At 70.6% G+C, this 15,216-nt stretch carries 15 protein-coding genes; 13 read left to right on the top strand and 2 right to left on the bottom strand.

What is annotated here, in order from left to right:
- The first annotated feature begins 23 nt into the window (after positions 1–23).
- The 13 genes from ACFVQG_RS21140 to ACFVQG_RS21080 all read left to right on the top strand — a co-directional run bounded on the left by ACFVQG_RS21140 (position 24) and on the right by ACFVQG_RS21080 (position 12,809).
- On the top strand, positions 24–1,247 hold the full coding sequence (locus ACFVQG_RS21140) for an amidohydrolase (protein ID WP_383385296.1): 1,224 nt from the start codon (positions 24–26) through the stop codon (positions 1,245–1,247).
- Positions 1,248–1,480: 233 nt separating this feature from the next.
- Positions 1,481–2,545, top strand: a complete 1,065-nt coding sequence (locus ACFVQG_RS21135) for a BMP family protein (RefSeq protein ID WP_383385293.1) — start codon at positions 1,481–1,483, stop codon at positions 2,543–2,545.
- Positions 2,546–2,665: 120 nt separating this feature from the next.
- Entirely contained in the window at positions 2,666–3,871 is a 1,206-nt protein-coding gene (locus ACFVQG_RS21130) for a helix-turn-helix domain-containing protein (RefSeq protein WP_383385291.1), read from the top strand.
- A 151-nt stretch (positions 3,872–4,022) separates the two neighbouring features.
- Positions 4,023–4,256 (top strand): hypothetical protein, encoded by a 234-nt coding sequence (locus tag ACFVQG_RS21125; RefSeq protein WP_383385288.1) that lies wholly within the window; start codon positions 4,023–4,025, stop codon positions 4,254–4,256.
- Positions 4,253–4,444: a hypothetical protein gene (locus ACFVQG_RS21120; RefSeq protein WP_383385285.1), complete on the top strand. Its 192-nt coding sequence runs from the start codon at positions 4,253–4,255 to the stop codon at positions 4,442–4,444. The genes ACFVQG_RS21125 and ACFVQG_RS21120 overlap by 4 nt, the downstream gene beginning before the upstream one ends.
- Before the next feature lie 338 nt (positions 4,445–4,782).
- Positions 4,783–5,832 (top strand): BMP family protein, encoded by a 1,050-nt coding sequence (locus tag ACFVQG_RS21115; protein WP_383385282.1) that lies wholly within the window; start codon positions 4,783–4,785, stop codon positions 5,830–5,832.
- A gap of 153 nt (positions 5,833–5,985) precedes the next feature.
- On the top strand, positions 5,986–7,611 hold the full coding sequence (locus tag ACFVQG_RS21110) for an ABC transporter ATP-binding protein (RefSeq protein ID WP_383385280.1): 1,626 nt from the start codon (positions 5,986–5,988) through the stop codon (positions 7,609–7,611).
- Positions 7,611–8,735 carry an ABC transporter permease gene (locus ACFVQG_RS21105; RefSeq protein WP_383385278.1) on the top strand — a complete coding sequence of 375 codons (1,125 nt, stop codon included), beginning with the start codon at positions 7,611–7,613 and terminating at the stop codon, positions 8,733–8,735. The genes ACFVQG_RS21110 and ACFVQG_RS21105 overlap by 1 nt, the downstream gene beginning before the upstream one ends.
- The gene (locus ACFVQG_RS21100) at positions 8,732–10,006 is read left to right on the top strand and encodes an ABC transporter permease (protein ID WP_383385273.1); all 1,275 of its coding nucleotides are present in this window, start codon (positions 8,732–8,734) and stop codon (positions 10,004–10,006) included. The genes ACFVQG_RS21105 and ACFVQG_RS21100 overlap by 4 nt, the downstream gene beginning before the upstream one ends.
- Complete coding sequence (locus ACFVQG_RS21095; RefSeq protein ID WP_383385271.1) at positions 10,003–10,395, top strand: cytidine deaminase; 393 nt, start codon at positions 10,003–10,005, stop codon at positions 10,393–10,395. The genes ACFVQG_RS21100 and ACFVQG_RS21095 overlap by 4 nt, the downstream gene beginning before the upstream one ends.
- 66 nt (positions 10,396–10,461) lie before the next feature.
- Complete coding sequence (locus ACFVQG_RS21090) at positions 10,462–11,745, top strand: thymidine phosphorylase (protein ID WP_383385268.1); 1,284 nt, start codon at positions 10,462–10,464, stop codon at positions 11,743–11,745.
- Positions 11,746–11,842: 97 nt separating this feature from the next.
- Entirely contained in the window at positions 11,843–12,427 is a 585-nt protein-coding gene (locus ACFVQG_RS21085; protein WP_383385265.1) for a Uma2 family endonuclease, read from the top strand.
- Positions 12,423–12,809: an STAS domain-containing protein gene (locus ACFVQG_RS21080; RefSeq protein ID WP_383385590.1), complete on the top strand. Its 387-nt coding sequence runs from the start codon at positions 12,423–12,425 to the stop codon at positions 12,807–12,809. The genes ACFVQG_RS21085 and ACFVQG_RS21080 overlap by 5 nt, the downstream gene beginning before the upstream one ends.
- Here ACFVQG_RS21080 and ACFVQG_RS21075 read toward each other — a convergent pair.
- Both ACFVQG_RS21075 and ACFVQG_RS21070 read right to left on the bottom strand, forming a co-directional pair.
- Positions 12,693–13,712 (bottom strand): sigma-70 family RNA polymerase sigma factor, encoded by a 1,020-nt coding sequence (locus ACFVQG_RS21075; protein ID WP_383385263.1) that lies wholly within the window; start codon positions 13,710–13,712, stop codon positions 12,693–12,695. The genes ACFVQG_RS21080 and ACFVQG_RS21075 overlap by 117 nt on opposite strands.
- Positions 13,713–13,878: 166 nt before the next feature.
- A complete protein-coding gene (locus ACFVQG_RS21070) occupies positions 13,879–15,153 on the bottom strand; it encodes an MFS transporter (RefSeq protein WP_383385260.1) in 1,275 nt (424 codons plus the stop codon).
- Between the last annotated feature and the right edge of the window lie 63 nt (positions 15,154–15,216).

Genomic DNA, 15,216 nt, shown 5'->3' with positions numbered 1-15,216 from the left:
CCCTTCAGAGGGTGAAGCAATTGATGTCACTGGAGTCCGAAGCCGACGTCCCCGGGGAAGCCGCGCTTCCCGGCACCCTGCCGGAGGCACTGCGCGCCGAGCTGATCGCGTTCCGCCGCGATCTGCACATGCACCCCGAACTCGGCAACCAGGAGTTCCGCACGACCGCCGCGATCAAGGCCCGGCTGGAGAAGGCGGGCCTCAGGCCGCGCGTCCTCGCCGTCGGAACCGGACTCGTCTGCGACATCGGCGAAGCGAGCGACGACGGCCCCGCCGTACTCGCCCTGCGGGCCGACATCGACGCGCTGCCCATCCCGGACGCGAAGACCGAGTGCCCGTACCGCTCCACCGTCCCCGACCGCGCCCACGCCTGCGGCCACGACGTGCACACGACCGTCGTCCTCGGCGCCGGTCTCGTCCTCGCCGAGCTGCACCGCCAGGGCCTGCTGCCGCGCCCGGTGCGCCTGATCTTCCAGCCCGCCGAGGAGGTGCTGCCGGGCGGCGCCGCCGACGCCATCGCCGACGGCGCGCTGGACGGGGTCGGCCGGATCGTCGCCGTGCACTGCGACCCCCGCGTGGACGCGGGCCGCATCGGCCTCCGTCAGGGTCCCATCACCTCCGCCTGCGACCGGCTGGAGATCGCCCTCGACGGCCCCGGCGGCCACACCGCCCGCCCCCATCTGACGACCGACCTGGTCACCGCCGTCGCCCGGGTGGTCACCGACGTCCCGGCGATCGTCGGACGGCGCGTGGACACCCGCAGCGGACTCGCCGTGACCTGGGGCCGCATCGAGTCCGGTCACGCCCCGAACGTCATCCCGCAGCACGCCGAGCTGTCCGGCACGGTGCGCTGCCTGGACCTGGACACCTGGCGGAGCGCGCCCGACATCGTGCACGCGGCGGTCGACGAGGTCGCCAACCTGCACCGCGCCAAGTCGGAGATCAACTACGTCCGTGGCGTCCCGCCCGTCGTCAACCATCCGGACGCCACCGACCTGCTGCGCGATGCCATGACCGCCCGCCGCGGCGCCGACTCCGTCGAGGACACCGAGCAGAGCCTGGGCGGCGAGGACTTCTCCTGGTACCTGGAGCACGTCCCCGGCGCCATGGCCCGCCTGGGCGTGCGCACCCCCGGCGAGCGCACGGTCCGCGACCTGCACCAAGGGGACTTCGACGTCGACGAGTACGCCATCACCGTAGGGGTGGAGCTGTTCACGGCGGCGGCCCTCGTGGACGGCGCCTGGTAGCCCTCCGGTTGCGGGCCCGCACAGTCGGGGGCAACGTGGTGCGCGTGGCGCCCCAGCGCGCGCACCTTGTCCTATACACCCCATTCGATCCGGTGGTTCACGGGGACGTAACCGGCCATCGGCACGAATGGATAACGGCCCTGCGGCACCCCGTTCCCAGGAGTGTCTACGCGCGTTAATGTGCGCCGAACCGAGCGCCCACTGCGGGGCTTTGGAGAATGGGGAACTTCACGATGCGTCGGATATCCAAACTGACCCGTGTCGCGGTGGGCGTCGCGTCGCTCGCGCTCGCCGCCACGGCCTGCGGTGGTACCAGCAGTGAGAACAACGACGGTGGCAGCGGCGGCGACGGCGGCAAGGAGGACCTCGGTCTCGCCATCGCCTACGACATCGGCGGCAAGGGCGACCAGTCCTTCAACGACGCCGCGTACGCGGGCCTGGAGAAGGCCCGCGACGAGTTCGGCTACAAGACCGCCGACATCGAGCCCACCGAGGGCGAGACCGACGCCGACAAGGAGCAGCGTCTGTCCTCCCTCGCCAAGCAGGGCTACAACCCCGTCATCGGCGTCGGCTTCGCCTACGGCCCCGCGATGGAGGCCGTCGCCGCGAAGTACCCCGACACCACCTTCGGCATCGTCGACTCCGTGGTCGAGGGCGACAACGTCGCCTCCCTGGTCTTCGCCGAGGAGCAGGCCTCCTACCTCGCCGGTGTCGCCGCGGCCAAGGCCACCAAGACCAACACCGTCGGCTTCGTCGGCGGCGTGGACATCCCGCTGATCCACAAGTTCGAGGCGGGCTACAAGCAGGGCGTCCAGGACACCAGCGACGGCAAGGTCAAGGTCGTCTCCCAGTACCTGACCCAGACCGCCGAGGAGGGCGGCTTCTCCAGCCCCGACAAGGGCAAGGCCGCCGCCGAGGGCCAGATCGAGAAGAAGGCCGACGTCGTCTACCAGGCCGCCGGTCTCTCCGGCCAGGGTGTCATCGAGGCCGCCGCCAAGGCCAAGGTCTGGGCCATCGGCGTCGACTCCGACCAGTACGAGCAGGAAGCCCTCGCCGCGTACAAGGACTACATCCTCACCTCCGCCCTCAAGGACGTCGGCGGCGCGGTCTACGCCCTCGCCAAGTCCGTCAACGACGACAAGCCCCTGACCGGCGTCCAGACCTTCGACCTGAAGGTGGACGGCGTGGGCCTGTCCGACTCCAACCCGAAGTTCGCCGAGATCGAGGGCCTCCAGGACGCCGTGAACACGGCGAAGGAGGCCATCATCGACGGCTCCATCAAGGTCAAGACCGAGTAGGGCCGGGGTACGGGTCACTGGGCCCCGCCGCCTGTTGGGGCGGCGGGGTCTTCTGCTGCGCGGCGCTCGCGGCAGTGCCGAAGGTACCGTTCTGAGTGTCGAGTTCGGAACGGAGTCACCATGCCACGGTCCACCGTTACCAGCATCGGCGGAATCGGGGCGCGCATCGCCGAGGTTCGGGCGCTGCGCGGCTACTCGCTCCGGGAGCTGGCGCGGCGCGCGCACGTGTCGCCGTCCATGCTGTCCCGCGTCGAGAGCGGCGACCGGCCCGCCAGTCCAGCGATCGTCTCGGCAGTGTCCCGGGCGCTCGGCGTCACCATCGGCGTCCTGCACGGCCAGCCCTACATCCGCATGCTCCAAGCCGATCAGCTCGACCAGTTGATCACGCCGATAGGTACCGCGCTGGACGACTGGGACATCCCGCTTGGCCACGACGATCCGCCGCCCCGCAGCCTCCCCGATCTTCAGCAGGATGTGCAGAGCCTTACCGGGCGACGTGCGCGGGCCGAGTTCATGGAGATCGCCGCCGAACTCCCGGCGCTGATCGCCGAGGTCAACGCACACCTCCTGCTCAACGACCGGCCCGGCCGCCACCGTGAACAGGCGGCCTGGCTCCAGGCCGAGATCTGCCGCACCGTGTATGTCGTGGGCCGCCAGATCGGCTACCTGGACCTCGCGCGCTTGGCGCTCGCGCGCATGGCCAGCGCCGCGCCGCACTCCGGTGACCCCAGGCAGGTGGCCATCGAACGATGGGACCGCGCTCAACTCATGGCGGACGCCGCCCGGCACGACCGCGGGGTACTCCTCGTACGGCAGGCGCTGCGCGACCTGGATGACGACGGCGACCGCGCAACACGCGCCGTACGTGGTGCCCTGCACCTCAAGGGCGCGATCCTCTCCAGCCGCCAAGGCGACGCCGAGCAGGCCGACGGATGGCTGAGCGAGGCTGCCGGTATCGCACGCGACACCGGCGAGACCCGTGACTACGGGCTGGTGTTCGGCCCGGTCAACGTGGCGATCCACGGCATGGCCGCCGCGAGCGACCGCGACCGGCACGCCAGGGCGCTGGAACAGGCCCGCAAGGTGCGCCTGCCGGAGGACTACCCGGCCGCGCGGGCGGCGCACTACTGGACCGACCGAGCACGCGCCGAGGCGTGGACCGCACGGCCGGAGGACGCGATCAGGTCGCTCCAGAACGCGCGGCAGGCGGCACCCCAGCAGACGCGCTACCAGCCGTCCGTACACGAGACGGTGTCGACTCTCCTACGGGCACGGGCCAAGGCCCCGGATCCCGTCGTCGCGTTCGCTCAGTGGTGCGGCGTGTAGCGCGCCCGCTACTCTGCGTCAAGGGCTCTGCTGTTGCCAACTGGTCAACAGCAGAGCCCTTTCGCGTGGCCAGGATGGAGCGCAGCAAGGACCCCGCGACCGTGTGACCGGCCCGGGGCTGTGGCCCACTCCGCGAAGGAGCGTCGACACCATGAACGACCCGACCGAGGCCGCCCCCCGCATCGGGGACACGGTCCGGGACGCCCAGGCGAACCGGATCGGCAAGGTGATGGGCTTCCTCGGCCCGTACGCGCAACTGCGCCCCATCGGCGGCGGCACCGAGTGGGACGCGCACCCGGAGAACCTCCGGCCGGTCTCCCCGGCGGAAGCCCTCCGCGCCGGAGTGTCCGCGGCCAACGCCCGCTCCCGCGGCGAGCTGGCGTGACCGCGCCCCCGGCGGAACGGTCCGCGGAGTGCGCGCTGGCGACGCGGCGGCCGGAGTACCGCACCCTCCACGCCGACTGCCGCCGCACCGAGGACATCCCGCTTCCCCACGGCGGCGGCATCCTCCTCCAGCCCCGCTGCGGCTGCGCCTGCCACGCCTCCCGAGAGGGTTCCGCACCGCCCGCCTGAGCCCGAGGGCCCACACCGTCACGGCGGGCGGCACGCGCGGGAGCCCCCGGCGGGACGGCCTCGCGCAAGCGGGGCCTCCGGCCCGTCCCCGCCCGGCACCGGTATCACCCACCGCCACCCACCCTGCGCCCACCGCAACCCTGTGACCAAGGCCTCAGGCCCCCTTGAACACGGGGACATAACAAGGCGGACAGAAGGGGTTTTCAGGCTTGTCTACGCGCGTTAATCTGCGACGAAGCCAGCGCCGTAGCTGAACCGTCCGGCGCTATGCGACCCCGGAGACGGGCGGGCTACCCCCGTGCCTTCCCCGGACCCGCTAGTACGACAGGAGCACCACCATGCGCCGGATTTCCCGGATCACCGTCGCAGGCGCAGCGACCGCCTCTCTGGCCCTCGCCCTCTCCGCCTGTGGCGGCACCTCCTCCGAGAGCGCCTCCTCGGAGTCGAAGGGCGACAAGGGTCTCGCCATCGCGTACGACGTCGGTGGCAAGGGCGACCAGTCCTTCAACGACGCCGCGTACGCGGGCCTGGAGCAGGCGAAGAAGGAGTTCGGCTACGAGACGGCCGACATCGAGCCCACCGAGGGCGAGACGGACGCCGACAAGACCCAGCGCCTGACGTCGCTGGCCAAGCAGGGCTACAACCCGGTGGTCGGCGTCGGCTACGCGTACGCGACCGCCGTCAAGGAAGCCGCCGCCAAGTACCCCAACACCACCTTCGGCATCGTCGACGACTCCACCATCGAGGCGGACAACGTCGCCGACCTGGTCTTCTCCGAGGAGGAGGCCTCGTACCTGGCCGGTGTCGCCGCGGCCAAGTCCACCAAGACGAACACCGTCGGCTTCGTGGGCGGCGTGGACATCCCGCTGATCCACAAGTTCCAGGCGGGCTTCGAGCAGGGCGTGAAGGACACCAACCCGAAGGCGAAGGTGCTCTCGCAGTACCTGACCCAGACGGCGGAGGAGGGCGGCTTCTCCAGCCCCGACAAGGGCAAGACGGCCGCCGAGGGCCAGATCGAGAAGAAGGCCGACGTCGTGTACGCGGCGGCCGGTCTCTCCGGTCAGGGCGTGATCGAGGCCGCCGCCGCCAACAAGGTGTGGGCGATCGGCGTCGACTCCGACCAGTACAAGCAGGAAGCCCTCGCCGCGTACAAGGACTCGATCCTCACCTCGGCGATGAAGGACGTCGCCAAGGCGGTCTACAACCTGGCGAAGTCGGTCGAGGACGGAAGCCCCGCGACCGGTATCGTCAAGGGCGATTTGAAGACGGGTGAGGTCGGCCTGTCGGACTCGAACCCCGTGTTCAAGGACGACGCCGACCTCCAGAAGGCCATCGAGACGGCCAAGGAGAAGATCATCAGCGGCGAGATCAAGGTCAAGTCGAGCTGACTGAGCAAGACCCTGAGCAGCGTGTAACCGCGGGGTTACGTCCGCTCAACGGGGTACGGGGAGGCTTGCTCCCCGTACCCCGTTGTCAGCGGTGCGTCGCCCCTTTGAATGCCGTAGGGGCGCTACGCGCGTAGACGACCCCCGTCCCCAGGAGTGTGCGCCATCAACGCGTCCAGCAGCCCTCCGGCCGGAGCGGCGGTCAACGGTCAGCAGACCGCCGTCGAACTCGCCGGGATCACCAAGCGCTTCCCCGGCGTCGTGGCCAACCACGACATCCACCTCAGCGTCCGCAAGGGCACCGTCCACGCCCTCGTCGGCGAGAACGGCGCCGGCAAGTCCACGCTGATGAAGATCCTCTACGGTATGCAGAAGCCGGACGAGGGCACCATCACCATCGACGGCGAGCAGGTCACGCTCTCCTCGCCCGCCGACGCCATCACCCGTGGCATCGGCATGGTGCACCAGCACTTCATGCTCGCCGACAACCTCACGGTCCTGGAGAACGTGGTCCTCGGCAGCGAGAAGCTCTACGGCATCGGCGCCAAGGCCCGCCGCAAGATCAAGGAGATCTCCGACCGCTACGGCCTGGGCGTGCGCCCCGACGTCCTCGTGGAGGAACTCGGCGTCGCCGCCCGCCAGCGCGTGGAGATCCTCAAGGTCCTCTACCGCGGCGCCCGCACCCTGATCCTCGACGAGCCCACCGCGGTCCTGGTCCCCCAGGAGGTGGACGCCCTCTTCGCCAACCTGCGCGAGCTGCGCGCCGAGGGCCTGTCGGTCATCTTCATCTCGCACAAGCTGGGCGAGGTCCTCTCCGTCGCCGACGAGATCACCGTCATCCGCCGCGGCACCACGGTCGGCACCGCCATCCCCGCCGAGACCACCCCCCGCCAGCTCGCGGAGATGATGGTCGGCAGCGAACTCCCCACCCCCGAGACCGCCGAGTCCACGGTCACCGACCGCCCGGTCATCACCGTCGACAAGCTGCGCCTGGCGGCCCCCGGCGGCAAGGCCCTCCTGGACGACATCACCTTCACCATCCACGCGGGCGAGGTCCTCGGCATCGCGGGCGTGGAGGGCAACGGCCAGACCGAACTCGTGGACGCGCTCATCGGCCTCAAGAGCGCCGACTCCGGCACGATCACCCTCGCCGACGAGGAGATCACCGGCTGGGCCACCCGCAAGCGCCGTGAGCAGGGCATCGGCTACATCCCCGAGGACCGCCACCGCCACGGCCTGCTCCTGGAGGCCCCCCTCTGGGAGAACCGCATCCTCGGCCATGTCACCGAGGCCCCCAACGCCAAGGGCGTCTGGCTGAACCCGAAGGCGGCCCAGGCCGACACCCGCCGGATCGTCCAGGACTACGACGTCCGCACCCCCGGCATCGACGTCACGGCCGCCTCCCTGTCCGGCGGCAACCAGCAGAAGCTGATCGTCGGCCGCGAGATGAGCAGCAACCCGCGCTTCCTGATCGCCGCCCACCCCACCCGGGGCGTGGACGTCGGCGCCCAGGCCGCCATCTGGGACCACATCCGCGAGGCCCGCCGCGAGGGCCTGGCCGTGCTGCTGATCTCCGCCGACCTGGACGAGCTGATCGGCCTGTCGGACACGCTCCGGGTGATCTACAACGGCAGGCTGGTCGCGGACGCCGACCCGGCCACCATCACCCCGGAGGAGCTGGGCTCCGCCATGACGGGCGCGGCCTCCGGACACCTCGAACACGAAGAGACCCCCGAGACCCCGGCCAAGGCCCCCGAGTCTCCGGAAGACGAGGCCCGCTGATGAAGAAGTTCGACAAGGAGCGGCTGCTCCTGACGGTGGCCGGTCCGGTCATCGCGCTGGCCGTGGCCTTCGCCCTGACCTCGATCGTCCTGATCGCGTCGGGCAAGAACCCGGTCGAGCCGTACAGCCTGATGTTCGAGCAGGCCACGTTCTCCGACATCCAGGTCCTGATCATCAACCAGGCCTCGCTGTACTACATCGCGGCGCTCGCGGTGGCCATCGGCTTCCGGATGAACCTGTTCAACATCGGCGTCGACGGCCAGTACCAGCTCGCCGCCATGATGGCCGCCATCGTCGGCGCCCACATGAACCTCCCGGCCGCCCTCCAGATCCCGCTGCTGATCCTCACGGCACTGTTCACCGGCGCCTTCTGGTCCGGCATCGCGGGCATCCTCAAGGTCACCCGGGGCGTCAGCGAAGTCGTCGCGACGATCATGCTGAACGCGATCGCCACCTCGGTCATCGCCTACCTCTGGCTCCCCGACGTCTTCGGCGTCAAGGTCGGCAACAACAACACCACCGGCGAGATGCACGAGTCCGGCTGGGTGCCCGGCATCGACCTGGGCGCCGCGGGCGAGATCTACGGCCTGGTCTTCCTCGCCGTGTTCCTCGGCATCGGCTACTGGGTCGTCCTCAACCGCACCCGCTTCGGCTTCGACCTGCGTGCCTCCGGCGCCTCGTCGACCGCCGCCGCGGCCAGCGGTGTGGACCCCAAGCGCATGGTGCTCTCCGCCATGCTGATCTCCGGCGGTGTCGCGGGCCTCGCGGGCCTGCCCATCCTCATGGGCGGCACCCACACCTACAGCCTCAACTTCCCCACCGGTATCGGCTTCCTCGGTATCGGCATCGCCCTCCTCGGCCGCAACAGCCCCGTCGGCATCGCCTTCGCCGCCCTGCTGTGGGCCTGGCTCGACAAGGCCTCGCCGGAGCTGGACTTCCACGGCTACGACAAGGAGATCGCGGTGATCATGCAGGGCATCATCGTCCTCGCCGTCGTCGTCTCCTACGAGGCCGTACGCGAATGGGGCCTGCGCCGCCAGCAGCGCCACGTCGGCGCCGAACTGGCCGCGGGCAACGTCCTGGGCGCCGACAACAACACCACGAAGGAGGTGGCTGGCCGATGACCGCGCCGACCTCAGCGACCGACGTCAACCAGCCGACGCTGACGCCAGCGGCGCCCACCGGCCGCCGCCTCTCCATGCCGGTCCTGCTCCTGGTCATCGCCGGAGCCCTGGCGCTGACCTCGATCGTCCGCCTGATCACCGGCGCCGACGGCATCACCAACGTCAGCCAGATGTCCACCGCCCTCCAGCTGGCGGTCCCGATCGGCCTCGCGGGCCTCGGCGGCCTCTGGGCCGAACGCGCGGGCGTGGTCAACATCGGCCTCGAGGGCATGATGATCCTCGGCACCTGGTTCGGTGCCTGGGCCGGATTCCAGTGGGGCCCGTGGACGGGCATCCTGGTCGGCATCGCGGGCGGCGCGATCGGCGGCCTGGTGCACGCCTTCGTCACCGTCACCTTCAACGTCAACCACATCGTCTCCGGTGTGGCGATCAACATCCTCGCCCTCGGCGCCACCCGCTACCTCGCCCCCCTCGCCTTCGAGGGCCACCAGGGCGGTTCGGCCAAGCAGTCCCCGCCCGTGGAGTCCCTCGGCCACTTCACGGTGCCGGGCCTCTCCGACTGGCTGCGCGATCTGAACGCCAAGGGCTGGTTCTTCGTCTCCGACATCGCGGGCCTGCTCGGCGGGCTGGTCACCAACGTCTCCTGGCTGACCCTGATCGCGGTGGCCCTGATCCCCGGCACCTGGTACGTCCTGTGGCGCACCCCGTTCGGCCTGCGGCTGCGGTCCTGCGGTGAGAACCCGGTGGCGGCGGAGTCCCTCGGCGTCAACGTCTACAAGTACAAGTACATCGCCGTGATCATCTCCGGTGCCCTGGCGGGTCTGGGCGGCGTCTTCCTCTCCATCGTCGCCAACCCCTTCTACCTGGAGGGCCAGACCAGCGGGCGCGGCTACATCGGCCTCGCCGCGATGATCTTCGGCAACTGGATGCCGGGCGGTCTGGCGATCGGCGCGGGCCTGTTCGGCTACACCGACAGCCTCAACCTGCGCGGCGGCTCGGAGAACGTCCACGCGCTCCTCCTGCTGGGCGCGCTGCTCCTGCTGATCGGCGCGATCTACCTCGCCGTACGCAGGAAGTACGTCCACGCGGTGATCACGCTGATCGTCGGCGCGGCGGTCTTCGCCTGGTACGCGGGCACGAACGAGGTCCCGAACCAGGTCGTCTCCGCCACCCCGTACGTCATCACGCTCCTGGTCCTGGCCCTCTCGGCGCAGCGCCTGCGGATGCCGAAGGCGGACGGCCTGCCCTACCGGAAGGGACAGGGCAAGTGACGGCGGCCGACTGGGACGCCCTGCGCGAGGTGGCACGCGAGGCCATGACCCACGCCTACGCCCCCTACTCGGGCTACTCGGTCGGCGTGGCGGCCCGTGTGGACGACGGCCGCACGGTCTCCGGCTGCAACGTGGAGAACGCCTCGTACGGCCTGGGCCTGTGCGCCGAGTGCGGCCTGGTCTCGGAACTGCAGCGCACCGGCGGCGGTCGCCTCACCCACTTCACCTGCGTGGACGGCAAGGGCGACATCCTCGTCCCGTGCGGCCGGTGCCGCCAGCTCCTGTACGAGCACGGCGGCCCGGACCTCCTCCTGGAGACCCCGGCGGGCATCCTGCCGCTCTCCGAGATGCTGCCCCAGGCCTTCGGCCCGGACCACCTCACGCAGTAGCACCGAGCGGCCCCTCCGGAAGACCGGAGGGGCCGCGTACTTCCTGAACCACCCGGAAGGAACACCATGGCCATGGACGTCATCTCCGTCATCCGCACCAAGCGGGACCGCGGCGAACTCAGTGACGAACAGATCGACTGGGTCATCGACGCGTACACGCGCGGCGAGGTCGCCGACGAGCAGATGTCGGCGCTCGCCATGGCCATCCTGCTCAACGGCATGGACCGCCGCGAGATCGCCCGCTGGACCGCCGCGATGATCGCCTCCGGCGAGCGCATGGACTTCTCCGCCCTCTCCCGCCCCACCGCCGACAAGCACTCCACGGGCGGCGTCGGCGACAAGATCACCCTCCCGCTGGCCCCCCTGGTGGCGGCCTGCGGCGCGGCGGTCCCCCAGCTCTCCGGCCGGGGCCTCGGCCACACGGGCGGCACCCTGGACAAGCTGGAGTCGATCCCGGGCTGGCAGGCACTGCTCTCGAACGAGGAGATGCTCGCCGTTCTGGAAGGTACGGGCGCGGTGATCTGCGCGGCGGGCGACGGCCTGGCCCCCGCCGACAAGAAGCTCTACGCCCTCCGCGACGTCACCGGAACCGTGGAGGCCATCCCCCTGATCGCCTCCTCGATCATGTCCAAGAAGATCGCGGAAGGCACGGGCAGCCTGGTCCTGGACGTCAAGGTCGGCACCGGCGCCTTCATGAAGACCATCGAGGACGCCCGCGAACTGGCCGCCACGATGGTGGGCCTGGGCACGGACCACAACGTCCGTACGGTGGCCCTCCTGACGGACATGTCCACCCCCCTGGGTCTGACGGCGGGCAACGCGCTGGAGGTCCGCGAGTCGGTGGAGGTCCTCCAGGGCGGCGGCCCGAAGGACGTCGTCGAACTGACCCTCGCCCTGGCCCACGAGATGCTCCAGGCGGCGGGCATCCACGACGCCGACCCGGCGAAGGCCCTGGCCGACGGCTCGGCGATGGACGTGTGGCGCCGCATGATCCAGGCCCAGGGCGGCGACCCGGACGCCCCCCTGCCCACGTCCCGCGAACAGCACGTCGTCAAGGCACCGGCGTCGGGCGTCCTCACCCGCCTCGACGCCTACGACATCGGAGTGGCCGCCTGGCGTCTGGGCGCGGGCCGCGCCCGCAAGGAGGACCCGGTCCAGGCGGGCGCGGGCATCGAGATGCACGCCAAGCCCGGCGCCACCGTGACCGAGGGCCAGCCCCTCCTGACCCTCCACACGGACACCCCGGAACGCTTCGCGTACGCCCTGGAATCCCTGACCGGGGCCTACGACATCGCGGCGCCGGGAACCGACTTCACGGCGTCCCCCGTAGTGCTGGAACGTATCGCCTGACCTGCGGTTTTCCTCAGTCGGGTGAACGGGATCGGTGGACCACCGCCGATCCCGTTCGGCATGCTGGACTCGGTGACGCACCGATAAGGAGACCGCCATGAGCGCACTCACCGTCGGCCACGACCCCGGGCAGAGCTGGGACGACCTGGTTCAGTTCTGGGAGGAGATGGAATGGCCTGAGGGCAGCAAGGTGGAGATCATCGAGGGGATCATCACCGTGTCACCCGCTCCCGCGACCCACCACAACCTGATCGCGGACCGAATCCAGCGTCGCCTCTACTCCGTCATCCCCGATGACTGGGGGATCTTCCAGACCCTGTCCATCGCCGTGCCCTCCCGCCTGGGCATGTTCATCCCGGATTTGGTCGTTGCCCCGGTTCCGCTGTGCGGCGAGGCGGAGAACCACATCCCGGCGTCCCTGGCCGAACTGGTCGTGGAGATCACTTCCAAATCGAACGCCCGGCATGACCGCATCAGCAAACCCGCCGCCTACGCCGTGGCCGGGATTCCCCTCTACCTCCTGGTCGACCGCTGGGCCCCCGAAGGCGCCACGGCGACGCTCTACGGAGAACCCAAGGGCGATGTGTACCGCCCGCTGAGCACGGCCAAGTTCGGCGAGGCCATCAAGCTCCCCGCCCCCTTCGACCTGGTCATCGACACGTCGGAGTTCCCCGCCGATTAGTTCAAGGCGTCCCCCCGGTCTACCGGTCGTGGACGCCAAGACACCCGCCGTACTCGTGCTCGTAGGCCCCGTCACCAGGGACGAGGTGACGGGACTGTGTGACGACGTACGGGCGCGACTGGAGGGGACCGGCGCCAGAGTCGTCGTATGCGACGTCGCGGGACTGGGCCCACCCGGCCTCACCACGGTCGACCTCCTGGCCCGCCTCCAACTGACGGCGAAACGGGCCGGGGGCCGCATCCGTCTCCGGGGTCCCGATCCGGCGCTACGCGCGCTCCTCGATCTGGTCGGGCTCCGCTTCGAGGTGGAGGGGCAGCCCGAACAGCGGGAACCACCGCTCGGTGTCCAGGAAGCAGTGGAAACCGGTGATGCGCCCTCCTGAGATCTCCAGCACCTGCACCGCCCAGGGAGTGAAGCCGCCCGCCTCCTCGTCCGGCTTGTACTGGGCGAACCCGGGCAGCCCGTTCACCTGCACCGGCAGCAGTCGCGACCCGGCACACGCCGCCCCCAGCGTCGTCATGAAGCCGGTGATGTCCGAGGGGCCGAGCAGCCACAGGTCGAACGGCGGCATCGTCATGACGGCGTCCTCGTGCAGGAGTGCCGTCAGGGCGGTCATGTCGTACCCCTCGAAGGCGGCGACATAGCGCTCAAGCAGCTTCTGCTGCTCCTCGTCCAGCGGATCGGACACGGACGCGTCGGCGCCGCTGTCCGCCCGCTCGGCGAGGGTGGCGCGGGCCCGCTGGAGGGCGCTGTTCACCGACGCCACCGTGGTGCCGAGCAGTTCGGCGACCTCGCTCGCCTTCCAGGCCAGCACCTCGCGCAGGATCAGCACCGCGCGCTGCTTGGGCGGCAGTTGCTGCAGGGCCGCCATGAAGGCGAGCCGCACCGACTCCTTGGCGACGGCGGCCTCCGCCGGGTCCGCGGTCGTCGGCAGCACACGGGTGTCGGGCATGGGCTCCAGCCAGGTGTGATCGGGGCGCGGCGACAGCGCCGCCTGCGCCAGCGGGGTGGCCTCCGCCGTCAGGTCCATCGGTCTGGCGCGCTTGTTGCCCGCGGTGAGCAGGTCCAGGCACACGTTCGTCGCGATGCGGTAGAGCCATGACCGGAGGCTGGAGCGCCCCTCGAACTTCTCGTAGCTCCGCCAGGCGCGGACCATCGTGTCCTGCACCGCGTCCTCGGCCTCGAAGGCGGAGCCGAGCATGCGGTAGCAGTAACCGGTCAGCTCGACGCGGTACTTCTCGAGCTGTTGCTCGAGGTCTGTCGTCGTCGCCGTGCCGTTGCTCATTGTGCGTCCACCCACCCCTGTGGCATCCCTGTCGCGCGTCTTCGCGCCCGGCACCTTGGAAGCTACCGCAGGCCACTGACAATGGCGTCCGCAGAGGGGAAGTGGCTGGTGGGGAGGGGTGAGTGTGGTGGGGTGGCCGCCGGGGGCGGGTGGGCGCACCCCCGCCCTACGCCCCCCGAGCCGCCCCCCGAGCCGCCGCCCGGGACCCCGCCGCCGTGATCGCCACGACCCCCGCGACCGCCGTCAGCCCCACGGCCACCGTGCCTGCCCAGCCCCCGCCGTGGAAGGCCACCGCGCCCGCCGTACTGCCGACGCTGGAGCCGATGTAGTACGCGGACTGGTACAGCGCGGAGGCCTGCGCGCGTCCCCGTGTCGCCGTCTTGCTGACCGCCGAGGAGGCGACCGCGTGGCCCGCGAAGAAGCCCGCGGTGATGAGGACCAGGCCCAGCAGCACGGCGCCGAGGGAGTCGGCCAGGGAGAGGAGCAGGCCCGCGGCGGTCGTCCCGCCGGACAGGTACAGCGCGCCCCTGCGGCCCAGGCGTCCCACCAGCCGACCGGCCGTGGAGGCAGAGACCGTACCGACCAGGTAGACGAGGAAGACCGAGCCCACCACACCCTGCGGGAGCGAGAACGGCTCGGCGGTCAGGCGGTAGCCGATCACCGTGTAGATGCCGCCGAACACCGTCATGAACAGCGCGCCGATCGCGTACAGCCGCCGCAGCAACGGATTCCCCAGATGCTCCCGCACCGTCCGCACGAGCACCCCCGGCCGCAGCGACCCCGCCACGAAGTGCCGCGGCGTCGGCAGCAGGAGACGGAACGCCACCGCGCAGACGACCGCGAGCACCCCGATCACCCCGACGGCGACCCGCCAGCCCCACTCCTGCGCGACCCACCCGGTGATGACCCGGCCGCTCATCCCGCCGACGCTGTTGCCCGCGACGAACAGGCCGATCGCCGTGACCAGCGCCCTCGGCCGGACCTCCTCCGCCAGATACGCCGTCGCCGACGCGGGCAGCCCCGCCAGCGCCGCGCCCTGCACCGCCCGCAACGCCACCAGCACCGGCAGCGAAGGCGCGAACGGCACCACCACCGCCACGGCCACCGCCACCGCGAGGGACGCCGTCATCACCGCACGCCGCCCGAACCGCTCCGACAGCGCGCTCATCGGCAGCACGAACAGCGCGAGCCCACCCGTCGCCGCCGCCACCGTCCAGCTCGCCGCGCTCGCCGTCACCCCGAACTCCCCGGAGATCAACGGCAGCAGCGCCTGCGTGGAGTACAGCAGCGCGAACGTCGCGACCCCGGCCAGGAACAACGCGAAGCTCATCCGACGGTAACCGGGTCCGCCCGGCGCCATTCGGTCGTCGACAAGAGAGGAGGGAACAGGGGCGGAGGTGGCGGCCACGACCGTGGACGCCCCGGTACTGGCGGGAGACATGCCTCGAAGGTACGTACGCTCCCTTTCATCCGTCCAATGCACAGAACCCCCATAATCGTTCCC

The organism is Streptomyces sp. NPDC057877 (assembly GCF_042796855.1).
In the GTDB taxonomy this organism is placed as follows: domain Bacteria; phylum Actinomycetota; class Actinomycetes; order Streptomycetales; family Streptomycetaceae; genus Streptomyces.
Note: the sequence above shows the minus strand (reverse complement) of the source record. Positions and strands in the feature narration are given on the sequence as shown.